Annotated in this window: 24 protein-coding genes and 2 tRNA genes; 24 read left to right on the top strand and 2 right to left on the bottom strand. The window is 49.5% G+C overall.

The window, feature by feature from the left end:
• The first annotated feature begins 20 nt into the window (after positions 1-20).
• The 6 genes from ACMP1L_RS11760 to ACMP1L_RS11785 all read left to right on the top strand — a co-directional run bounded on the left by ACMP1L_RS11760 (position 21) and on the right by ACMP1L_RS11785 (position 4,802).
• Positions 21-647 carry a cyclodeaminase/cyclohydrolase family protein gene (locus ACMP1L_RS11760; protein ID WP_418453116.1) on the top strand — a complete coding sequence of 209 codons (627 nt, stop codon included), beginning with the start codon at positions 21-23 and terminating at the stop codon, positions 645-647.
• Between the two features lie 17 nt (positions 648-664).
• Positions 665-1,498, top strand: a complete 834-nt coding sequence (locus ACMP1L_RS11765) for a bifunctional 5,10-methylenetetrahydrofolate dehydrogenase/5,10-methenyltetrahydrofolate cyclohydrolase (RefSeq protein WP_118733730.1) — start codon at positions 665-667, stop codon at positions 1,496-1,498.
• A gap of 23 nt (positions 1,499-1,521) precedes the next feature.
• Positions 1,522-2,151 carry a flavodoxin family protein gene (locus ACMP1L_RS11770; RefSeq protein WP_418453117.1) on the top strand — a complete coding sequence of 210 codons (630 nt, stop codon included), beginning with the start codon at positions 1,522-1,524 and terminating at the stop codon, positions 2,149-2,151.
• 91 nt (positions 2,152-2,242) lie between these two features.
• On the top strand, positions 2,243-2,731 hold the full coding sequence (locus tag ACMP1L_RS11775) for a GNAT family N-acetyltransferase (RefSeq protein WP_418453118.1): 489 nt from the start codon (positions 2,243-2,245) through the stop codon (positions 2,729-2,731).
• Between the two features lie 90 nt (positions 2,732-2,821).
• Positions 2,822-3,421 (top strand): cytidylate kinase-like family protein, encoded by a 600-nt coding sequence (locus ACMP1L_RS11780; RefSeq protein WP_177304342.1) that lies wholly within the window; start codon positions 2,822-2,824, stop codon positions 3,419-3,421.
• Between the two features lie 25 nt (positions 3,422-3,446).
• Positions 3,447-4,802 (top strand): MATE family efflux transporter, encoded by a 1,356-nt coding sequence (locus ACMP1L_RS11785; protein ID WP_475544547.1) that lies wholly within the window; start codon positions 3,447-3,449, stop codon positions 4,800-4,802.
• Between the two features lie 3 nt (positions 4,803-4,805).
• On the opposite strand, the gene ACMP1L_RS11790 is transcribed toward ACMP1L_RS11785, so the two are convergent.
• A complete protein-coding gene (locus tag ACMP1L_RS11790; protein ID WP_118733733.1) occupies positions 4,806-5,636 on the bottom strand; it encodes a deoxyribonuclease IV in 831 nt (276 codons plus the stop codon).
• A gap of 222 nt (positions 5,637-5,858) precedes the next feature.
• Between ACMP1L_RS11790 and ACMP1L_RS11795 the strand changes: the two genes are divergently transcribed.
• From ACMP1L_RS11795 to ACMP1L_RS11865, 15 genes are all read left to right on the top strand, one after another.
• Complete coding sequence (locus ACMP1L_RS11795) at positions 5,859-7,025, top strand: aminotransferase class I/II-fold pyridoxal phosphate-dependent enzyme (protein ID WP_418453120.1); 1,167 nt, start codon at positions 5,859-5,861, stop codon at positions 7,023-7,025.
• Positions 7,026-7,243: 218 nt separating this feature from the next.
• Positions 7,244-8,023 (top strand): tRNA pseudouridine(38-40) synthase TruA, encoded by a 780-nt coding sequence (truA, locus tag ACMP1L_RS11800; protein ID WP_418453121.1) that lies wholly within the window; start codon positions 7,244-7,246, stop codon positions 8,021-8,023.
• A gap of 36 nt (positions 8,024-8,059) precedes the next feature.
• The gene (locus tag ACMP1L_RS11805; RefSeq protein ID WP_475544548.1) at positions 8,060-9,247 is read left to right on the top strand and encodes a cation diffusion facilitator family transporter; all 1,188 of its coding nucleotides are present in this window, start codon (positions 8,060-8,062) and stop codon (positions 9,245-9,247) included.
• Positions 9,248-9,284: 37 nt separating this feature from the next.
• Positions 9,285-9,815: an RNA polymerase sigma factor gene (locus ACMP1L_RS11810; protein WP_118733736.1), complete on the top strand. Its 531-nt coding sequence runs from the start codon at positions 9,285-9,287 to the stop codon at positions 9,813-9,815.
• An 85-nt stretch (positions 9,816-9,900) separates the two neighbouring features.
• Positions 9,901-9,972, top strand: a tRNA-Gln gene (locus ACMP1L_RS11815).
• A gap of 29 nt (positions 9,973-10,001) precedes the next feature.
• Positions 10,002-10,073 (top strand) — tRNA-Gln (locus tag ACMP1L_RS11820).
• Between the two features lie 205 nt (positions 10,074-10,278).
• Positions 10,279-10,995 (top strand): acyl-[acyl-carrier-protein] thioesterase, encoded by a 717-nt coding sequence (locus ACMP1L_RS11825; protein ID WP_418453123.1) that lies wholly within the window; start codon positions 10,279-10,281, stop codon positions 10,993-10,995.
• A 36-nt stretch (positions 10,996-11,031) separates the two neighbouring features.
• Complete coding sequence (locus tag ACMP1L_RS11830) at positions 11,032-11,865, top strand: CvfB family protein (RefSeq protein ID WP_118733738.1); 834 nt, start codon at positions 11,032-11,034, stop codon at positions 11,863-11,865.
• 10 nt (positions 11,866-11,875) lie between these two features.
• On the top strand, positions 11,876-12,466 hold the full coding sequence (locus ACMP1L_RS11835; protein WP_418453124.1) for a class I SAM-dependent methyltransferase: 591 nt from the start codon (positions 11,876-11,878) through the stop codon (positions 12,464-12,466).
• A 78-nt stretch (positions 12,467-12,544) separates the two neighbouring features.
• Positions 12,545-13,396, top strand: a complete 852-nt coding sequence (locus tag ACMP1L_RS11840; RefSeq protein WP_418453125.1) for a YitT family protein — start codon at positions 12,545-12,547, stop codon at positions 13,394-13,396.
• A gap of 146 nt (positions 13,397-13,542) precedes the next feature.
• On the top strand, positions 13,543-14,631 hold the full coding sequence (locus ACMP1L_RS11845) for a PucR family transcriptional regulator (protein ID WP_118733741.1): 1,089 nt from the start codon (positions 13,543-13,545) through the stop codon (positions 14,629-14,631).
• A 2-nt stretch (positions 14,632-14,633) separates the two neighbouring features.
• Positions 14,634-15,320 (top strand): cell division ATP-binding protein FtsE, encoded by a 687-nt coding sequence (ftsE, locus tag ACMP1L_RS11850; protein ID WP_118733742.1) that lies wholly within the window; start codon positions 14,634-14,636, stop codon positions 15,318-15,320.
• Entirely contained in the window at positions 15,310-16,218 is a 909-nt protein-coding gene (gene ftsX / locus ACMP1L_RS11855) for a permease-like cell division protein FtsX (protein ID WP_118733743.1), read from the top strand. Before ftsE ends, ftsX begins: the two co-directional genes overlap by 11 nt.
• Positions 16,219-16,220: 2 nt before the next feature.
• A complete protein-coding gene (locus ACMP1L_RS11860; protein ID WP_418453126.1) occupies positions 16,221-17,510 on the top strand; it encodes a murein hydrolase activator EnvC family protein in 1,290 nt (429 codons plus the stop codon).
• A gap of 19 nt (positions 17,511-17,529) precedes the next feature.
• Positions 17,530-18,882, top strand: a complete 1,353-nt coding sequence (locus ACMP1L_RS11865) for a S41 family peptidase (RefSeq protein WP_475544546.1) — start codon at positions 17,530-17,532, stop codon at positions 18,880-18,882.
• Between the two features lie 106 nt (positions 18,883-18,988).
• Here the strand turns inward: ACMP1L_RS11865 and ACMP1L_RS11870 are convergent, their stop codons facing one another.
• Positions 18,989-19,774 carry a DUF134 domain-containing protein gene (locus tag ACMP1L_RS11870; protein WP_418453127.1) on the bottom strand — a complete coding sequence of 262 codons (786 nt, stop codon included), beginning with the start codon at positions 19,772-19,774 and terminating at the stop codon, positions 18,989-18,991.
• Positions 19,775-19,987: 213 nt separating this feature from the next.
• Between ACMP1L_RS11870 and ACMP1L_RS11875 the strand changes: the two genes are divergently transcribed.
• From ACMP1L_RS11875 to ACMP1L_RS11885, 3 genes are all read left to right on the top strand, one after another.
• Positions 19,988-20,725: an ATP-binding cassette domain-containing protein gene (locus ACMP1L_RS11875; protein ID WP_418453128.1), complete on the top strand. Its 738-nt coding sequence runs from the start codon at positions 19,988-19,990 to the stop codon at positions 20,723-20,725.
• Positions 20,725-21,648, top strand: coding sequence for a SufB/SufD family protein (locus ACMP1L_RS11880; RefSeq protein ID WP_118530845.1), 924 nt, complete (start codon positions 20,725-20,727; stop codon positions 21,646-21,648). Before ACMP1L_RS11875 ends, ACMP1L_RS11880 begins: the two co-directional genes overlap by 1 nt.
• Positions 21,649-21,801: 153 nt before the next feature.
• Positions 21,802-22,824 carry a hypothetical protein gene (locus ACMP1L_RS11885; protein ID WP_418453129.1) on the top strand — a complete coding sequence of 341 codons (1,023 nt, stop codon included), beginning with the start codon at positions 21,802-21,804 and terminating at the stop codon, positions 22,822-22,824.
• The last annotated feature ends 26 nt before the right edge of the window (positions 22,825-22,850 follow it).

Consider the following 22,850-nt stretch of genomic DNA (forward strand, 5'->3'; position numbering starts at 1 on the left):
TGTGGAAGGATGATTCTCTGATGATAGAAAAAGAATTAATGGGTCTTTGGATGAATACGCTGGCTTCGAAATCACCCATACCGGGCGGCGGCGGCGCTTCGGCCATCGGCGGTGCCCTGGCGGCAGCTTTGGGACAGATGGTTGCGAACTTAACAGTGGGAAAGAAAAAATATGCAGCTGTCGAGGAAACGATGCAGGAAGTACTTGGAAAGCTTCAGACATGTCAGGCAGATTTTCTGGATCTGGTGGATCAGGATGCAAAGGTCTTCGCACCTCTTGCAGCAGCTTACGCCCTTCCGACCTCTACGGAGGAAGAAAAGCAGGAAAAAGCGCGTATTATGGAAGAAAGACTTCTGGCAGCAAGTCTGGTGCCACTTCACATGATGGAAAAGGCAGCGGAAATGCTGGAATTTCTGGAAATCCTTGCGGAAAAGGGAAGCCGTATGGCGGTATCCGATGTGGGAGTTGCCGTACAGTTTGCCCGTACCGCGTTGACAGGAGCGGTCATGAATGTTTATATCAATACCAAATCCATGAAGAACCGGGAAAAGGCAGAAGAACTGAATACAAAAGCAAACGACCTGATGAAACAGGGAATCAGACGGGCAGATGAAATCTATACGAGAGTGCTGGAGCAGCTTGCCTGAAAAAAGGGAGGAAATCCATGAGAGTATTAAAGGGCGCAGAGGTTTCTGTGAAAATGAAAGAAGAAGTGCAGGCGGCGCTTGCAAAATGCAAGGGGGAGTCTCCAAAGCTGGCGATTATCCGTGTGGGCGAGAATCCGGATGATATGTCCTATGAGCGCGGTGCTACCAAAAAAATGGAGAGCTTTGGCCTTCGGGTGCAGTCCTATGTATATCCGGAAGATATCACGGATTCGGATTTCAAGGCAGAGTTCACAAGGATTAACGAGGATCCGGACGTGACCGGAATCCTGATGCTGCGTCCGCTGCCAAAGCAGATCTGCGAGAAGGATATTGAGGGAATGATCGATCCTGAGAAGGATCTGGACGGCATCTCCCCGGTCAACATCGCAAAGGTATTTGCGGGCGATGACAGCGGATTTGCCCCGTGTACGGCAGAGGCAGTTGTGGAAGTGCTGAAAGCGGCAGAAATCCCGATGACCGGAAAACGTGTGACCATTGTAGGCCGCAGCATGGTTGTGGGTAAACCGCTTTCTATGTTAATGGTGAAGGAAAATGCGACCGTTACCATCTGCCACACCAGAACCAAAGACCTGGCAGGCACCTGCCGCAATGCGGAAATCCTTGTGGCTGCAGCCGGACGGGCAAAAATGCTGAATGGCGACTATGTAGGCCAGGACGCAGTGGTGATTGATGTGGGCATCAATGTGGATGAAAACGGAAAACTCTGCGGAGATGTGGATTACGATACCATTCAGGACAAAGCTCAGGCGGCAACTCCGGTGCCGGGTGGTGTCGGTGCGGTGACTACGGCGGTGCTGGCGAAGCATCTGGTAAGAGCTGCGGGACTGTAGGACAAATAGAAGGAGATATTCACATGGCAAAAGTATTACTGATTAACGGAAGTGGAAATGAGCATGGCTGTACCTTCACTGCATTGAGTGAGGTAGCAAAGGCATTAAATGAGGAAGGCGTGGAGACTGAGATCATCCAGCTTGGAAAAGATGCTATCCGTGACTGCATCGGCTGTGGTTCCTGCGGAAAGTTGGGCCGCTGTGTATTTGATGATGATCAGGTCAATCTTGTGGCTGCAAAAGCAAAAGAGGCAGATGGCTTTATTTTCGGAAGCCCGGTTTACTATGCGCATCCGAGCGGACGTGTACTGTCCTTCCTGGACCGCCTGTTTTATTCGGCAGGCAGTGCTTTTGCTTACAAGCCGGGGGCGGCAGTGCTTTCGGCAAGACGCGGCGGAACTACGGCATCCTTTGATGTGTTAAATAAATATTTTGGCATCAGCAATATGATGACGGTTGGTTCCCAGTACTGGAATATGGTGCATGGCAATAAGCCGGAGGAGGTTTTACAGGATCTGGAGGGCCTGCAGATCATGCGCACTCTGGGCCGCAACATGGCCTGGATAATCAAGTGTATTGAGGCAGGAAAGGCAGCAGGCATTACCCCGCCGGCCGGAAGAGAAGAGCGGGCCAGAACCAATTTTATCCGATAGGCTGCAGATACCACTGATCCGGATCACAGCCGTGGAAAGCGGGGATGACAGAAAGCATGTTGGAATACAGGACGGGAAAGGACAGGAGCAGATGAAGATCAGAAATGCAGGACTGGAGGATCTGCCGGAGATTTTAAAACTTTATGAGGAAGCCAGGGCCTTTATGCAGGAGACCGGAAATGAAACCCAGTGGGGCACATCATATCCGCCGGTAGAGCGGGTAGAAGCTGATATCCGCGAAGGAAAAAGCTATGTCTGTGAGGCAGGTGATGTGCTGGCCGGAGTGTTCTATTTTTCAGAGGGACCGGAGCCGGACTATGCAGAGATTTATGAGGGAAGCTGGATCGGGACCGGAGCCTACCATGTCATGCACCGGGTGGCAGCGCCGGGCCGTGTGAAAGGAGCCGGTTCCTTCTGTATCCGCTGGTGTGCGGAGCACAGTCAGGGTGACTTGCGGATCGATACCCACCGGAATAATCTTCCCATGCAGCATGTTCTGGGAAAGCTTGGCTTTGAAACATGCGGGATCATTCATCTGGCAGACGGAGATGAGCGGATCGCGTTTGAGGTTTGTACATAATTACAGATTTTTGTCGGAAACGGTAGCTTTCTGTGGACAAACATGCTAAGATGGAAACACGGCATTGATACCGGAGAGGAGGCAGCAATTATGAGCAGAGTCATTACCATCAGCCGTGAGTTTGGAAGCGGCGGTCGTGAAGTGGGGTTTCGTCTGGCAGAAAAACTGGGCATTCCATTTTACGATAAAGAAATCATTTCCATGGCAGCGGAGGATACCAACATTTCTGAAGAGGTGTTCCACAGTCATGATGAAGTAATCGGAAAGAAAGAACGGATCGATCATGATTATGTATCAGTAGATCCGTTTTCCTTATATGAAGTTCCGGTATCGGATCAGGTATTTATGGCACAGTCGCAGATCATCAAAAAGCTGGCTCAGGAAGGTCCGTGCGTGATCATTGGCCGCTGTTCGGATATTCTGGTAGAGGACGGATTTCATGTATTTATCTGTGCCGGCATGAAGAAGCGCGTGGAGCGTATGCTGGCTTTAGAGCCGCAGGAAACTGCAAAAAAGATGGAAAACCGTATGCGCCAGATCGATCAGAAACGCCGTGATTATTACCAGTATTACAGCGGAAATGAGTGGGGAAACCCGAGAAACTATCACTTAAGTTTGAACAGCGGAAAACTTGGGATAGAAAAGTGTGTTGATATGATCCTGGAGAGCTTGAAGCTGTATGAGCAGTAATCAGAATTTAAAAGAATATAAAAAAATGGATTCAAAGAAGAATCAGACATCTGCGGTCAGCATGACAGAAGGATCCTTGTGGAAGAATATTTTTCTGTTCAGCTGCCCGCTGATTTTTTCCCAGCTGCTGGAGGTTATGTTTAATTTAAGCGATGTGGCTGTTGTAGGGCGCTTTGCGGATTACCGTGCACTGGGATCGGTAGGCTCCACAAGTCTTCTGGTGACGCTGTTTACCGGATTCCTTATTGGCATGGGTGCCGGAGTGAATGTCCGCGTGGCCCATGGCCTGGGAGCCGGAAACCAGAAAGAGACAGAGGAGACGATCCACTCCTCTTTTCTGATCTGCCTTGTGACCGGACTTATCATCTGTGCGGTTGGTCTGACCAGCTCCAGAGCGTTCCTTGCTCTTCTGCATACGAAGGATGAGCTGATGGAGGGTGCGGTCAATTACCTTCAGATCTATTCTCTTGGTATGCCAGCCATGGGACTTTACAATTTCGGCAACGGCGTTATGAGTGCCAGAGGTGACACCAAACGGCCGCTGGTGTATCTGCTTATCGCAGGAGTCCTGAACGTGATCATGAACCTGATCTTTGTCATCGGGTTTCATATGGCAGCGGAAGGTGTAGCTATTGCCAGTGTCATGGCCCAGTATACATCGGCCGGTCTGGTTTTGCATCATCTGTGGAGACGGCGGGATGTCTGCAGACTGCAGCTTCGCAAGGTGTGTTTTCACAGAATGGCCGGTATGGCTGTTTTAATGCTGGGAATTCCCGGAGGACTGCAGCAGGCAATCTTCGCGATCGCCAACCTGTTTGTACAGGCGGGCGTCAATTCCTTTGACGCAGTTACGGTTTCGGGAAATGCGGCGGCAGCCAACACCGATCCGCTGGTTTACAATTCCATGTTTGCCTTTTACACGGCCTGCGCAAGCTTCATGAGCCGCAACCTGGGTGCAGGAAAAAAGGAACGGGTATTGAAAAGCTATTTTATCTGTCTGACATATGCTTTTTCGATCGGAGCAGTTCTGGGTGGATTTTTCTTCTTATTCGGTGATGAGTTTTTATCGCTGTTTGCGACAGAGCCTGCTGTGATCCATGCGGGCAAGGAACGGCTTTCCATCATGGCCTTTTCGTATGCGATCTCGGCATTTATGGACTGTTCTATCGCAGCCTCCCGCGGAATCGGAAAGAGTGTCGCACCCACAGTGATCGTCATTCTTGGTTCCTGCGTATTCCGTGTGATCTGGGTATTTACGATCTTTGCCCATTTCCACACGCTGACATCCCTGTATCTGCTTTATGCATTTTCGTGGATCATTACAGGAGCGGCAGAGGTGGCATACTTCTGGAGAAGCTACAGAAGGATTCCCAATTTGTAATGTTTATTCTGCATATTCCCGCATCAGAGCAATCTCCTTCGCATATCCATCCAGCTCATTTGGTGTTTCCAGATAGAACGGCAGATCCTTCAGCGCCGGGTGCTGCACCACGCGGATGAGAGCTTCCTGTCCGATATGGCCTTCTCCGATCCGGGCATGGCGGTCCTTGTGGGCACCCAGGGGATTGAGACTGTCGTTTAAGTGAATGGCGCGGAGGCGGTTCAAGCCGATCACGCGGTCAAATTCAGTGAGGACTTCATCCAGATGGTTCGCGATGTCATAGCCGCCGTCCCAGACATGGCAGGTGTCCAGGCAGACACCAAGGTGGCTGGAGAGCTCCACACGGTCAATGATCTCGCGCAGTTCTTCAAAGCGGCCGCCGACCTCGCTTCCTTTTCCGGCCATGGTTTCCAGAAGTACCGTAGTGGTCTGCTCTGGTTTTAAGATGGCATTCAGCATTTCTGAGATATAGGCAATGCCGGTCTCCATGCCCTGTTTTACATGGCTGCCCGGATGAAAATTGTAGCAGTTTCCCGGTGTATATTCCATGCGAAGCAGGTCATCGGCCATGGTGCGGCGGGCGAAGTCCCGGATTTTTTCGTCTGCGGAGCAGGCATTTAAGGTGTAGGGAGCATGGGCGAGAATACGGCTGATTCCGTGCTCTCTGGCGAAGGCAAGAAATGCGGCCACATCTTCCGGATCGATATCCTTTGCCTTTCCGCCCCGGGGATTGCGGGTGAAGAACTGGAATGTATTGGCGTTTATTTTTACAGCCTCTTTTCCCATGGCGAGGTAGCCGCGGGATGAGGAAAGATGGCATCCGATGGTAAGCATGATGAGGAGTCTCCTTTTTCTATGATATTGATGTAAGAGCGTTTCTGGCAACAACAGGCCGGATCCGTTCTTTTTTACTATAGAGGATAGTCGGGAAATTGTAAAGTTAGTCGAGACTTTTCAGGCAAACTGTGGTAGAATGATTCTGATTTTTTCATGGAGATAGCAGCACAGGCACATAGCAATTTGGAAGAGGTGCCAGAGTTACGGAGGAGAACAATTATGAAATTCGCAGAGAGAATGGACCGGTTTGGAGAGGGGATTTTCTCCAGGCTTGCAGAGCTTAAACGTCAGAAGCTGGAGGCAGGCGAGAATGTGGTGGATTTAAGCATCGGAGCGCCGAATATTCCGCCGGCACAGCACATTCTGGATGTGCTCTGTAAGGAAGCTGCTGATAAAAACAATTACATTTACGCTATCAATGACCAGAAGGACCTCTTGCAGGCTGTTTCTCAGTGGTATGAGCGCCGCTACGGCGTGAACCTGGACCCGGATACGGAGATTTGTTCTCTGCTCGGTTCCCAGGAGGGACTGGCCCACATTGCCATGTCCATTGTGGATGAGGGAGACCTGGTCCTGGTGCCGGATCCATGCTATCCGGTTTTTGCGGATGGTCCGCGTCTGGCAGGTGCAGAGCTTTACTATATGCCGCAGAAAAAAGAAAATGGTTACGTGATCCGTCTTTCTGATATTCCTGAGGAGGTGGCACAGCGGGCGAAATTCATGGTGGTTTCTTACCCGAACAACCCGACTGCGGTCATGGCACCGGATTCCTTCTATGAGGAACTGATTGTTTTTGCGAAGAAATACGATATCATTGTGCTCCATGACAATGCCTACAGCGAGCTGGTGTTTGACGGAAGGCACTGCGGAAGCTTTTTACGCTTTCCGGGCGCGAAAGAGGTCGGTGTGGAATTCAATTCCCTGTCTAAGACCTATGGCCTGGCAGGTGCAAGAATTGGCTTCTGTGTAGGAAATCCGGAGGTTGTGAAGCACTTGAAGCTGTTGAAATCCAATATGGATTACGGTATGTTCCTGCCGCTGCAGAAGGCAGCCATCGCAGCCATCACCGGAGACCAGGCCTGTGTGGAGACCACCCGTGCAGCTTATGAGAAACGCCGTAATGTGCTCTGCGACGGCCTGAATGCTATTGGCTGGAAGATTCCGAAGCCGGAGGCAACCATGTTTGTGTGGGCTCCGATCCCGGAAGCCTTTACGAGCTCTGAGGCGTTTGCTGTGGAACTGGTAAAACGCAGCGGCGTTCTGGTAACGCCGGGCAGCGCCTTTGGTCCGGCCGGAGAAGGCCATGTGCGCATGGCACTGGTGCAGGACGAGCCGGAACTGAAGCAGGGCATTGCAGCAATTGACGCATGCGGAATCCTGAGATGATCTGACCGGCCATATCCGTAAGATCAAGTGTTTAAACCGGAGTTTGCCTGAAATCAGGAAATAGAGATGAAAATTGCTTCATGACAGTACCAGGAGGGTAGCATCTGCTGCGGTCTGTGAATAAACAGCTGCGGTATGGGTACTGTCATGGAGCAATTGTTATAGTTCACAAAGTGCATGGCAGGCAGCAGGTAATTTTTTTAAGAGGAACAGAAATAATGAGTCAGAATTATAAAATAATCATACAATATGAAGGTACCCGATATGACGGATGGCAGAAGCAGGGCAATACTGAGAATACGATCCAGGGCAAGCTGGAAAAGGTGCTGGAGCGTATGGCTGGTTGTCCGGTGGAAGTGCATGGATCGGGCCGGACGGATGCAGGCGTTCATGCGGTGGGACAGGTGGCTAATTTCCATCTGCCGGATGGCTGGAAACCAGATGCAGCGGTGAAAAACGGAACTGTTTCTGAATGGATTCAGGCTTACCTGAACCAGTATCTTCCAGAGGACATCGCCGTAACCGAACTGACTCCGGTACCGGAGCGTTTTCACAGCCGCTTAAGCGCTGTGAGAAAGATTTACACATACCGGATTGAAACCGGGGCGAAGCGGAATGTATTTTCCCGCAGAACCTGCTACGGCCTGGGACAGCCCTTGAATGTGAAAGTCATGCAGACAGCAGCAAATCTCCTCTGCGGAACCCATGATTACAAAAGCTTCTGCGGCAATAAGAAAATGAAAAAGTCCACGGTGCGGACGATTTACCGCATTGCCGTGGAACAGGAAGCGGACAGCAGCCTGGTGAAGCTGGAGTTCGAGGGAACGGGCTTTTTACAGAATATGGTACGGATCCTGGCTGGTACGCTGATCGAGGTGGGGACCGGAAAGCGGGAGCCGGGCAGTATGCCGGAGATTCTTGCCGCATTGGACCGCCAGGCAGCAGGTTACACGGCACCGGCAGAAGGACTCTGTCTACAGCAGGTATTTTATGAATAAGCAGTTTTTCATGAGGAAGGTATGGCAAGCAATATGATGATGGATTTTCTGGTAAGACGGTTTATAAAAGATTATGAAAATGTGGAGAACGCGAAGGTACGGACAGCCTACGGCATGCTGGCAGGCATCACCGGAATCTGCTGCAATCTGTTACTGTTTGGAGGCAAGCTGTTTGCGGGACTTGTGGTAAACAGTATTTCTGTGATGGCAGATGCCTTTAACAATTTATCGGATGCTGCCTCCTCGATCATCGGTTTTGTCGGGGTGCGTATGGCAGAAAAGCCTGCAGATGAGGAACACCCATTCGGACATGGGCGAATGGAGTATATTGCGGCTTTTGTTGTGGCCTGTCTGGTCATTCAGGTGGGATTTTCTCTTTTAAAGACCGCGGTAGGAAAAATTCTGCACCCGGAGACTTTAAGCTTCAGCGCATACTCTGTTGGCATTCTGGTGTGTTCCGTGCTGGTCAAGCTGTGGATGGCTTCCTACAACCGGAAGCTTGGAAAGAAGATCAATTCCACGGTCATGATGGCAACCGCAGCTGATTCCCTGGGGGATGTCGGAGCAACTTCAGCAACCATTGTATCACTTCTGGTATTCCGTTTCCTCCATATCAATATAGATGGTGTGATTGGTCTGGTGGTTTCGGTGCTGGTGCTGATTGCCGGTGTGAACATCGCAAAGGATACGCTGGCTCCGCTTCTGGGGCAGGCCATTGAGCCGGAGGTTTACCATCGTATCTCGGAGTTTGTGGAGAGCTATGATGGCATTATTGGCAGTCATGACCTGATCGTGCACAATTATGGCCCGAGCCGCAGTATGGCATCGATCCATGCGGAAGTGCCGGCTAAAGTGGATATTGAAGATTCTCATACAGTAGTGGACCAGATTGAACGGGATGCGCTGGAAAAGCTTGGTATTTTTCTGGTCATCCATATGGATCCGGTAGAAACAGACAACGAGCAGGCAGCAATTTTAAAAGAAATGGTCATTGATGTGATCCTGCATCTGGATTCCCGTCTGACACTGCATGATTTCCGTATCGTGCAGAGCCAGGCCCACGTGAACCTGATCTTTGATCTGGTGGTGCCGCGGGAATACACAAAGCAGATGCGGGAGGAACTGACCCGGAAGGTGTGCGAGAAGGTGCGGGAGCGAGATAGCCGCTGCGCCTGCATAATCACGGTTGAAAACAGTTATCAGCAGGAAGAACATCAGAAATAGGCAGGATCTGCATCAACGATAAGGAAGGAAGCGCCGATTGAACCACGAAGAATTTTTGAAACAGGTAGCACTTGGTGACCGGGAAGCCTTTCACCAGCTTTATCTGGAGACGGGCAGGAGTGTTTACAGCTTTATTCTGTCTATCCTGAAAAATCCGCAGGATGCAGAAGAGGTTTTGCAGGAAACCTATCTGAAAATCTGGACCTCTGCCGGAAGCTATAAGCCACAGGGGAAACCCCTTGCCTGGATGTTTACCATTGCAAGGAATCTGTGTTATATGAAATTTCGGGATCAGAAACGCATGGCAGACGTGGGACTGGATGATCTTTCGGGGGGAGATGTTGGGGATCTTTGCCTTCCGCTGGAGCATATGACAGACAGCATGATGTTACAGACGGCGATGGAAATTTTGAAGGAAGATGAGCGGCAGATCGTGCTCCTGCATGTGTCTGCCGGGCTGAAGCACAGGGAAATTTCGGAAAACCTTGGGATTCCGCTGTCTACGGTGCTGTCAAAGTATAACCGTGCCATGAAAAAACTGCAGAACTATCTGCAGGGAGAGGCGTAAGCGTAAAATGAAAAAAAATAAATTTTTTAAAAAAAGTGCTTGACCAAAGAGAAACTATCGTATATAATAATCCTCGTTGCAGCAATGGGCTATCGCCAAATGGTAAGGCAACGGACTCTGACTCCGTCATTTCAAGGTTCGAATCCTTGTAGCCCAGTTTAAAAACTTCATATCCGATTTGATTATTGGGCTATCGCCAAATGGTAAGGCAACGGACTCTGACTCCGTCATTTCAAGGTTCGAATCCTTGTAGCCCAGCTGTTTAAAAGGCTTCCGAGATTCGGGAGCCTTTTTTGCATGATAGAAAATTGCATGGAACGGAAATCTGTTTTCCTGCATTCTTTTACGGAAAAACAGTTGTGAATCCTTACGGAATGTGAGATAATAAGAGGCGGTTTCTATTTTAAAGGGTTATTTATGATGGAACTGTAACAGGCGGTATGACCGAAAAGGAGGGCAAACCATGTATTCTTTTGACAGCAGAGTTCGTTACAGCGAGGTGGACGAAGACCGGAAGCTTTCCCTGACCGGAGTGATCAATTACATGCAGGACTGCTCCACGTTTCAGTCGGAGGACTTAAACATGGGAATTGATTATCTCGCAGAGAAGCACCGTGCATGGCTGTTATCTTCCTGGCAGATCGTTGTGGACCGTTATCCGAAGCTTGGAGAACGTATTGTGGTAAGCACCTGGCCCTATGATTTTAAGGGCATCTACGGATATCGTAATTTTACGATTCAGGATCCGGAGGGCAGTTATCTGGTGCGGGCCAACTCCAACTGGTTTTTCTTTGACACGGAGCACGGTGTTCCTGTGCGTGTTGGAGAAGAAGATATCCGGGGGTATGGCGTGGGACAGGAAATAAAGCTTTCCATGGACTATGCGCCGAGAAGAATTCCGCTTCCGGATGAGTATGAGGAATTTCCGGCCATTGCGGTGGCAGCACACCACATTGATACCAACCACCATGTGAACAATGCCCAGTATGTAGAAATCGCGCGTGAGGTATTGCCGGCAGGGCTGGTTATCCGGGAACTCCGGGTGGAATACAAAAAAGCAGCAATCCTCGGAGACCAGATCATTCCGCGTGTCAGCGCGGAGGCAGACTGCTATACAGTGGCTCTGTGTGATACAGAAGGAAGGCCTTATGCAGTTGTATGGCTGCGGACAGGCAGATAACCGGTTGTGAAGGAACGACCAGAAAGAGAGAACCAGATGATTGAATTAGGAAAGATACAGCTTCTTGTAGTTCAGAGAGAAAAAGAATTCGGAGTGTATCTTGGTGAGAAGAAAGAGGACAAAAACTCGGTACTTCTGCCGAAAAAACAGGTGCCGGAAGGCACAAAGGTAGGCGACAGCCTGGAAGTATTTGTATATAAGGATTCCCAGGACCGCCTCATTGCAACCACCAACCGTCCGAAGCTGCAGGTTGGGGAGACTGCTGTACTGACAGTCAAGGATGTGGCAAAAATCGGCGCTTTCCTGGATATGGGACTGGAAAAAGATCTGCTGCTTCCGTTTAAGGAGCAGAATCATAAGGTGCGTCAGGGAGAAAACTGCCTGGTGGCTCTTTATGTGGACAAGAGTCAGAGACTGGCTGCTACCATGAATGTGTATTCCTATATGAGCGCGGAGTCTCCTTACAAGAAGGATGACAAGGTGCAGGGAACCATTTACGAGATCAATGAGAACCTCGGCGCGTTTGTGGCTGTAGATAACCGCTATTACGGACTGATTCCCAAGAAGGAACTCTACGGAGATTTCCGTCTGGGTGATGTGATCGAGGCTCGTGTGGTAAAAGTGCGGGATGACGGCAAGCTGGATCTGAGTCCGCGCCAGAAAGCTTATATGCAGATGGACGATGACGCAGAACTGGTGTTAAAGGTCATTGACGAGTTTGACGGTGTGCTGCCGTTCAATGATAAGGCAAGACCGGAGACCATCATGCGCGAATTCAAGCTGAGCAAGAATGCATTTAAGCGCGCAGTCGGCAAATTATTGAAAGAAAATAAAGTCCGTATTACGGAGAAAACCATAGAGAGAATATAGGAGGATAGTTTTGGACACGATAGAATACTATAATAAGTATGCATCGCGAATTTTTGAGGATACAGTAGACCGGGATATGGAGCCGCAGCGGGAGGAGTTTTTAGAGAAACTCCGGGAAATCGACGGTGACACCATTCTGGATCTCGGATGCGGCTCCGGCCGCGACAGTCTGGCTTTTTACGAGCAGGGCTTTGATGTGACCCCGCTGGATGCATCGGAGGAGATGTGTAAGCTGGCAGAGATCCATACCGGGCTGGAGGTGCTGTGCATGGATTATGCGGACATGGAGTTTGATGATGCTTTTGACGGTATCTGGGGGAATGAAGCTCTCATCCATGTGCCGGAGGATGAACTGCCAGGTATCCTGGAAAAATTGACCGAGGCGCTGTGCCAGAACGGAATCTTATTCCTTTCCTTTCAGGAAGGGGACTTTGAGGGGCAGAGAAGCGGCCGATATTTCTGTGAGTATACACGGGAAGAGCTGGAGCGCATTCTGACCGAGACCGGACGTCTGGAAATCTTGAAACTCTGGACTACGGAGGATGAAGACAGGGAAGAAGGAGACAAGCTCCTGAATGTACTTGCGAAAAAGATTTCCTGACCGAACACATGCACATCCGGCAAAGCGGAGGCCGGTTGCCGAATCATCAGCGTTTTGCCGGTGTGATAAGGAGGTATTATGGGAGTCAGGGGAAGGTCACCGGTCCGGGATTATATTCTGATCCTGATCGGGGCATCAATTATGGGGTTTGCGATCAAAAACATTTATGATCCAATCGGTCTGGTTACGGGAGGTGTCTCCGGTGTGGCCATCATCTTAAAAAAACAGCTTGGTGTGCCGCTGTGGCTGACAAATACAGCGATCAACGTTCCGCTGTTTGCGGCGGCAGCAAGGTTAAAGGGCTGGAAGTTTATCAGGCGTACGCTGGTGGCAACCGTTGCGCTTTCTGTATCGCTGTATGTGATCCCGGAAATTCCGTTTCTGATGGATGATCTGCTTTTGACGGCGCTGTTCGGAGGGATCATCACCGGGGCCGGGGCCGGCATTGTATTTGCCTGTCAGGCAACGACGGGCGGAACGGATATGCTGGCGGCGCTGATCCGCCGCTGGATGCCGCATTACACCATTGCCCAGATCATGCAGGTGCTGGATGCCATTATTGTTCTGATCGGAGCAGGAGTTTTTGGCATCACCTATGCCCTTTATGCTTTGATCGCAATCTATTCGGTTTCTAAGGTGTCAGACGGGATCATTGAAGGTATGAAATATTCCAAGGTGGCCTATATCATCTCGGATAAGAGTAAAGAAATCGCAGCAGCTATTTTAAAAGAGATGGATCGTGGTGTGACAGCCCTGGATGCAAGGGGAATGTACTCCGGAAACCGGAAAGATGTCCTGTTTTGTGTTGTATCGAGAAAAGAAATTGCACAATTAAAGGAGCTTATAGTTGGTCATGATGCACAAGCTTTTGTCATCGTAAGTGACGCGCGGGAGGTTTTAGGAGAAGGTTTTATTGAATATAGACAATAAAACCTTAAAAAAGGCAGGCAAGTATTGGATACTTGCTTGCTTTTTTCTGCGAGGTGCATTAAAATATACGATAAAGGTCCTTTCAGGTTTGTGCGATTTTACAAAACGGGGCGGTATTACGAAATTAGGATTAAGGAGTGAATATTATGATTTCAAACCAGATTCTTCAGACAACCATTGACGGACTGAAGGGGATCACCAGAATTGATCTGTGTATCTGCGATACAGAAGGAAAGGTGCTGGCTTCTACATTTCCAGAGGCAGAAGAGTATGAGAATTCCATTCTTTCCTTTGTGGAGTCACCGGCAGACAGCCAGGTGATCCAGGGATATCAGTTTTTCAAGGTGTTCGATGAGCATCAGTTAGAGTATATCCTGCTTGCCAAGGGCAGCAGCGATGATGTTTACATGGTAGGAAAGCTGGCAGCGTTCCAGATCCAGAATCTTCTGGTGGCTTACAAGGAGCGTTTCGACAAGGATAACTTCATCAAGAACCTGCTTCTTGATAATCTTTTGCTGGTAGACATTTACAACCGCGCAAAGAAGCTGCATATTGAGACGAATGTGCGCAGGGTTGTATTCCTCATTGAGACCAAGCAGGAGAAAGATATCAATGCGCTTGAGACAGTCCGCAGTCTGTTTGCGACCAAGACGAAAGATTTCATTACCGCGGTAGATGAGAAAAACATCATCCTGGTAAAGGAAGTAAAGCCGAATGAGGACTACGCAGATCTGGAGAAGACCGCCAGTGTCATCCTTGACATGTTAAGCTCTGAGGCTATGACCAAGGTGCGCGTGGCTTACGGTACTGTGGTCAACGACATCAAGGAAGTGTCCCGCTCTTATAAGGAAGCAAAGATGGCCCTGGATGTCGGCAAGATCTTTTACAATGGCAAGAATGTGGTTGCATACGGAACTCTGGGAATCGGCCGCCTGATCTATCAGCTGCCGCTGCCGCTGTGCCGCATGTTTATCCGTGAGATCTTCGATGGCAAATCTCCGGATGAGTTTGACGAGGAAACCTTGACCACCATCAACAAGTTCTTTGAGAACAGCTTAAATGTATCCGAAACATCCCGTCAGCTCTACATCCACAGAAATACCCTGGTGTACCGTCTTGACAAGCTGCAGAAGAGCACAGGACTGGACCTTCGTGTTTTTGAGGATGCGATTACATTCAAGATCGCACTTATGGTTGTAAAGTACATGAAATACATGGAGAACCTGGACTATTAATCATGATTGAAATTCGTAATATAAGCAAAACGTATGATAACGGAAGCAAGGCACTGAAGGATATCGACATCCGTATCCAGGACGGAGAATTTGTCTTTATCATGGGACGGAGCGGATCAGGAAAATCAACCCTGATCCGCCTTCTGCTGAAAGAGGCAGAACCTACGTCTGGACGCATCGTTGTAAACGATATGGATCTTCAGAAGATGCCGCGCCGTTATATTCCCAAATACCGCCGCCGTCTGGGCGTGGTGTTTCAGGATTTCCGGCTTTTAAAAGACCGGACCGTATTTGAAAATGTAGCATTTGCCCAGCGCGTGGTAGGTGCCTCTCCGAGAAAAATCCGCGAAGAGGTTCCGCGCATGTTAAAACTGGTGGGACTTTCCTCCAAGTACAAGTCTTTCCCACACCAGCTTTCCGGCGGAGAGCAGCAGCGTGTAGCGATTGCCCGTGCGCTGATCAACCGTCCGGAGGTACTTCTGGCCGACGAGCCGACCGGAAATCTGGATCATGAGAATGCGGCAGAGATCATGAAGCTACTGGAACGGATCAACGCGCTTGGCACTACAGTTGTGGTCGTAACCCACAGTCAGGAAATGGTAGACCAGATGGGCAAACGTGTCATCACCCTGAACAAGGGACGTCTGGTAAGTGACGAGAGAAAGGGTGGATCGGACCGTGAAGATTAGTACATTCTGGTATTGCATAAAAGAGGGCATGAAGAATATATGCAGAAACATCTGGTTTTCGCTTGCTTCTGTGGCGACGATTTCTGCATGTATTTTTTTGTTTTGCCTGTTTTTTTCCATTATTGCCAATATCCGGTATATGGTGAAGCATGTGGAGAGCACGGTTGGAATTACAGTGCTGTTTGATGAAAATTTGACAGAGCAGGATATCCAGGGGCTTGGCGAGATCATCCACCAGCGGCCTGAAATCCGCGAGATGTATTATATTTCTGCGGAAGATGCCTGGAATTCTTTTAAGGAAGAGTATTTTGCAGGCCATGAGGAGCTGGCCGAGGGCTTTGCGGAAGACAATCCGCTGGCTGGTTCTGCTTCTTATGAGATCTTTTTAAACGATATTTCCCAACAGGATGAGCTGGTTGCGTATTTACAGGGGCTGGATGGCGTGCGCCAGGTGAACTATTCCAACTCGGCGGTCGCCGGTTTTTCAGGCTTCAACCGTGTGATCGGTGTCCTGTCTTCCCTGATCATTGGTGTGCTTCTGGCGGTATCCCTGTTTTTGATCAACAACACTATTTCCGTAGCAGCGGCATTCCGCAGACAGGAGTGCCAGATCATGCGCCTGATCGGTGCTACAAATTTCATGATCCGTGCACCGTTTATCGTTGAGGGCGTGATGATCGGCCTTATTGGCGCGCTGATCCCGTTGGCAGGAACCTATTTCCTCTATACAAAAGGAATTGTGTATCTGTCTGAGCGGTTTCATGTGCTCTCCAACCTGTTTTATTTTGTACCGGTTGGTGAAATCTATCCGCTGCTGATCGGGGCAGCACTGATCCTGGGTGTGGGAATCGGATTTTTTGGAAGCTTTTTCACCATTCGCAAGTATATGAAGGTGTAACGATGCATAAAAACAAATGGAAAAACATACAAAAACGTATGCTGGCAGCAATGCTGGGCACGATAATTGCCATGTCCTCATTCCAGACAGTTTACGCAACAAAGCAGGATGTGGAGGCGGCCAAAAAGAAGGTCAGCTCCATTGAAGAAGAAAAGAAAAAGGTACAGGCTACCATTAAAAATCTGGAAGGATTGAAAAATGATGCGGCCGCATACGTGAAGGAGCTGGATGGCAGTCTGACAAAACTGGAGGGAGAGCTGGATCAGCTTTCTGCCCAGATCGGGAGCAAGGAACAGGAGATCTCCGATACCGGCGTGGCGCTGGACCAGGCGAAGGCAACGGAAAATAAACAGTATGCGGATATGAAGCTGCGTATCAAATACATGTATGAGCAGGGCAATACCAGCTATATCGATATGTTGTTTCAGTCCGCAGATATGGTACAGCTCATGAACCGCGCTGAATATATTAACAAAATTTCAGATTATGACCGCAAAAAGATGGACGAGTACGAGGAAACCCGTCAGACGATCGCGGACGAGGAACAGAAATTAAAGACTGACCGGGAAGCGCTTCTGACAATGCAGGAGCAGACAAAGGCAAAGCAGGAGTCTGTCAGGACGCTGCGTGCCCAGAAGAATAAAGAGATGCAGAATTATGCGAGTCAGATCGATACTGCCCAGGGCCAGGTAGACCAGTACAATGCGGATCTGTCAGCCCAGGAGAACAAGATTAAGCAGATCGAGGTAGAGATCAGGCGCAAGGAAGAAGAGGAGCGCAAGAAGGCAGAAGCAGCCCGGAAGGCAGAAGAAGAAGCCAGAAAGAAAGCAGAGGCGGCCGGAAAGAAGGTTTCTGCCACTGATAAGGCGGCTTCGTATAATGTTGCCAGTCTTGGGAATATTAGCTTTAAGTGGCCGTGCCCATCCAGCAGCCGGATTTCTTCCGGTTTCGGAGGCAGAACTTCACCGACCAAGGGAGCATCCAGCAACCATCAGGGTATCGATATTCCTGCATCTACCGGTGCGGCGATCACGGCAGCGGCGTCCGGTACCGTTGTGGTGTCTACCTACAGCTATTCCGCGGGAAATTACATTATGATCAGTCATGGCGGTGGTGTATACACCGTATATATGCATTGTTCCCAGCTGCTGGCATCGGAAGGCCAGACGGTAAAACAGGGACAGACGATTGCAAAAGTCGGCTCTACCGGCTATTCTACCGGCTCACATCTGCATTTCGGTATCCGCTCCGGCGGACGCTATGTGAATCCGCAGTCTTACGTAAGCCCGTAAAGATTCAGAAACAGACGAGGTGACATCATTGGAGAAAGAAAATAAGGGCAAGTCAAAATTTTGGAAAGGCGTTTTAGCAGGTTCCCTTGTAACTGCTCTGGCAGGCTTTGGTATCGTAGGTGTGGCAACCGGCATATCCGTGATCGGGCGCACTGTGATCGAAAATCAGGCACAGAATACGACAGCAGCTGGCTCCGGCAGCGATGCCGTGCGTACCCAGGTGAATTTAAAGCAGGTTGATGCGAAAGTTTCCGTGTTGCAGCAGATCATCGATCGGTATTTTCTGTTTGATGAGGATGCGGAGCAGATGGAGACCGGCATCTATAAAGGCATGCTGGCCGGTCTGGGTGACCCGTACACGGTTTATTACACTCCGGATGAGTACAGCTCTTTAACGGAGGAAACCAGCGGCGTGTATTGTGGCATTGGTGTTCTGGTCAGCAAAAATGTGCAGACCGGAATTGTAACAGCACTCCGTGTCTTCCCGGGATCTCCGGCAGAGGAAGCGGGGATGCAGAAGGGGGATATCATTTATAAGGTAAAAGACATATCTGCGGCAGAAGCGGAGCTGGATATTCTGGTCCAGGAGTATATCCGTGGTGAGGAAGGCTCCTATGTGGATGTTACTGTTCTGCGGGGGAGCGAGGAAATACCGCTTCATATTCAGCGGCGTATGGTGGAGGTTGCTACCGTAGAGCACCAGATGCTGCCGGATAAGACCGGATATGTGGAAGTAACGCAGTTTGATACGGTGACTGCTGAGCAGTTTATTTCAGCAGTGTCTGATCTGGAAAAGCAGGGTATGGAGCGCCTGGTCATCGACCTGCGCGATAATCCGGGTGGCGTGGTAACCTCCTGTGTGGAGATGGCAGCTTATATTCTGCCGGAAAATCAGCATAACGGAACGATTCTTTCCACGGCCACCAAAACCGGTCAGGAGGAACGTTATTATTGTCAGGCTGGCGAGACCAGGCATGAGGTGCGCGGGACAGATACCAAAGACGGCGAGTTCCCGAAGACGGATGATCATGAACTGAATGTGCCGATCGCAGTGCTCATCAACGGCCAGTCTGCCAGTGCGGCAGAGGTTTTTGCAGGTGCCCTGCAGGATTACGGTGCAGCAACACTGGTGGGAACTACATCCTTCGGAAAAGGAATTGTACAGAGCCTGATTCCGTTAACGGACGGTTCAGCAGTCAAGATCACCACCGCCCACTACTATACCCCGGCCGGACATGATCTTCATAAAAAAGGTCTGACCCCGGATGTAACGGTGGAACAGAAGCTGGATGAGGATCTCATCGGGCAGTACGATGTTCCGCTGGAGCGGGATAATCAGGTGCAGGCAGCGATCGAAGTGCTGGAGAAGTAGAAGTCCATCTGGTAACCAAAAAAGAATATAATCTGATACTTGCCGCATGCATAGAACAAAATGCATGCGGCTTTTTTTCGTTCTGTCCTATAATTACAATGATCTTTTAGTGGCAGCTGTGCTCACCGCAGCTGTGTTCGCCGCAGGCATGTCCTTCACCTTCATGGTCATGATGGCTGCAATGTACGTTCGGGTTATAGCCGAGGGTTCCGGTTAACAGTGCATTTACGGCTTCGTCTGCGTTTCCGCTTACGCCGCCGTACAGCTGGATGCCGGCCTGGGCGAGTGCGTTCTGGGCACCGCCGCCGATGCCTCCGCAGATCAGAGTGTCGACGTTATGTTCCAGCAGAAAACCGGCAAGAGCTCCATGTCCGCTTCCGTTGGTATCAACAACTTCGACAGCAGTTATGGTTCCGTTCTCTATCGTGTAGAGCTTAAACTGTTCTGTGTGTCCAAAATGCTGAAAAATTTCTCCGTTCTCATAAGTAACTGCAATTTTCATAATACCTTCTCCTTTGTTGTGTTGTAGATGGAAAACAGGAAAACTGTGTTCTGCCGTGGCCATGTGGCACATGCATTGCCTGCAGCGGGGATATTCCCGCCCTTCGCAGATTCGGTAATTTCCGCCGGAAATGATGAGCCGTTTCCCGTTTACGATGCACTGTGCAAGCTTATAACGGGCACTTTCATAAATTTCCGTGACCGTTGTGCGGGAAACATCCATCTGCGCGGAGCATTGTTCATGGGTTTTCTTTTCCAGGTCAACCAGACGGATCACTTCATATTCATCCAGTGTAAGTGTGATCGTGTCATCGGTCTGGCTGTTTTCCGGATAAAATGAATCATACTGCGGTGTAAAGCAGATCCTCCTGCATTTTTGGGGTCTCGGCATCTGAAATCCTCCTTGTTTTCGACATATGTCGATTATAACTCATAAATAACAAAAGTCAATACGAAAACCACTATCAACCTGGGAACTTCGGGATATAAAGATTGACAGATCTGCCTGATTAGGGTACCATCCAATAGGAACGATACACTGTGTTCCGCTGGTTGCGGAAAATGCGGAACATAGCGGACATACTATAGAAGAGGTGAGAATCACATGTTAAAGGTAGACAACCTCACGTTTGAGGTGAATGAAGAGGGCAGAAAACGCTGTCTGGTCAATCATGTCAGTTTTCAGGTTGCGGATGGTGAAATGTTAGTGATTACCGGGCCGAATGGCGGCGGTAAGTCTACGCTGGCCAAGGTGCTGGCAGGCATTGAAAAAGCGGATGAGGGTCGGATTTTCCTGGATGAAGAGGATATTTCCGGTTACGATATCGATCATCGTGCCAATGCAGGAATCGGCTATGCATTCCAGCAGCCGCCGCGCTTTAAGGGCATGACTGTAGCTAGAATGCTGTCTCTTGTGGCTGGAAAGGATTTGACGGAGGCAGAAAGCTGTAAGCTGCTTTCTGCAGTAGGACTTTGTTCTGCTGACTATCTGAACCGACAGATGGACGGCACACTTTCCGGAGGCGAGATGAAGCGTCTGGAGATTGCAACGGTACTGGCGAAACCGCACAAGGTCAGCATTTTTGATGAGCCGGAGGCCGGTATTGATCTTTGGAGCTTTTCTATGCTGATCAAACGGTTTGAGGAGATCCACAAAGAGAAAAAGGAAAGCCTGATCCTGATTTCCCATCAGGAGCGGATCATCCGTATGGCAGACAAGATCATGGTGATCGAAGATGGTGAAGTGAAACAATACGGCAGCCGTGAGGAAGTCCTGCCAACTCTGTTTACACAGGAGGGCTGCGGCAAGTGTGCGAATGGACTGGAAGGAGGTGTCTGCTGATGGCACAGATCAATGAGACCACCCAGGGGGTTCTGGATCAGATCAGCGAAGGATTTGCGCAGAAAGGTGCTTATAATCTTCGCCAGAATGGCGTATCGATCTGTCATGGAGACAGCGAGCACATCAAGATCCGTAAGAAAGAAGATAAGCCGGGGATCGATATCCTGATTGACGGTGATACAAAGGGTGAAAAAGTGTTCATCCCGGTTGTAGTCAGTGTTTCCGGCATGACGGATCTGGTTTATAATGATTTCTATATCGCGGATGGTGCGGATGTGACCATCGTGGCAGGCTGCGGCATCCACAACAGCGGTTGCAATGAGAGCCGTCATGATGGTATTCATACCTTCCATGTAGGAAAGAATGCCAATGTCCGTTATGAAGAAAAGCATTACGGAGAGGGCAACGGAACCGGAAGCCGTATCTTAAATCCGGTGACGAACATTGAGGTAGGCGAGAATTCTGTTTTTACTCTGGATACCGTTCAGATCAAAGGTGTGGATTCCACAGTGCGCAGAACCAATGTTTCCATGGAGGCAGGCTCCAGGCTTTATGTGGTGGAGCGTATCATGACAGACGGAACACAGCATGCGGAGTCAGATATGGAGGTCTGCATGAATGGAAGCGGCTCCTCAGCCCAGATCGTTTCCCGTTCTGTAGGCAAGGGGGAGTCTTCCCAGGTATTCCATCCGAAAGCAGTCGGAAACACCAAATGTCATGCCCATATCCAGTGTGATTCTATCATCATGGATCATGCAAAAGTTGGTTCAATTCCGGAGATTCAGGCCAATCATGTGGATGCTGCGATCGTTCACGAGGCAGCCATCGGACGAATCAATGATGAGCAGCTGTTGAAGCTCAGAACCCTTGGCATGACCGAGGCAGAAGCTGAGAATGTGATCATTGAAAACTTTTTAAGTTAATATTCTGTGATAGGAACAGGAATGAAGGATCTGCAGCAGCGGATTTTTCATTCCTGTTTTGCTTGCCTGAAAAATAACATATTCCTTTCGTAGAAAATCCCTGAATCTTATGTTATACTTAAAGGCAAATCGTGTAAGGAGGTGTCTCTTTTTATGATGCAGCGAATCTGTCCGGTCTGTGACCAGGTTATGAAGCATGCCCACTACTGCAGCGCATGTCACTCCTGGGTGAAGGACCCGATGTATATGAATGTCACGTATTATCTGAATGAGCGCCACCCGAAAAACGAGGCGCACTGCAGTTACCATAATGCAGAAGAGGAGCATACGAATGCCGGAGCCGAAAGGCGGAAGGCAGTGCGATCGTCTTCCGGCAGAGAGCGAAGCGTGAAAACAGAGCGGGCGGTCCGAACCACAGAAAAAGGCGCGTCAGGGCAGTCGAAGACGGTTATCGAAAAGAAAAATCCGGTTCGAAAACTGATTCTTTTGTATATTTTCCTGATGGTTGTGATATGGCTGTTCAGGTTGCTGAGCGGTATGGCTGGTTCATTCTCTGATATTACCGGAAGCATATTTGACAGTATCAGCGGGTCTGATTTCCGGGAACTGACGGATGAAGAAGCAAGAGCTTACGGCGGTCCCTGCACGGATGAACCGCATTTTGCAGTCACGATTGAAGCTCTTAAGAGTCCGATCGGGGAGGTGCTTGATACCTGTCCGATTCCGCTGGCTGGAACAGATACCTATTCCCACAACACGGTATATTCCGATGAGACTACCTGGTTTTCTTCCACAGACACCTATTATATGGAAGAAGAGGACACATATGCCTGTGTGGATTTTGACTACGACACAGCTACAGGTCAGCTCCATCAGATTTATCTGTCTTTCCCGGAACGGGATTCCATTACGGTTCTGACGAAGCAGTTTCTGCTGATGTTATATGATGCGGATGCATGGGATATGGAACAGAAGCATCGTTCGGATGCGGCAGACCTGGATGAGTTGTATGCACAGATGATGGAGCCTGGTGTGACCCGGACAGAAGGGGTCTGGTGCGGAGCTGGTATCAATGCTGAATTTCCGGATGCGGAAGATGAAAACTGCAGTGTGTGGATCTATCCTGACAGAAGCAGCGATAGCTACAGTTATGGAGAATATACCGAGAGTCTGTAAATGCCAAAATGTATGATGTGCCTGGG

Source organism: Ventrimonas sp., assembly GCF_048380235.1.
Classification (GTDB): domain Bacteria; phylum Bacillota; class Clostridia; order Lachnospirales; family Lachnospiraceae; genus Brotaphodocola.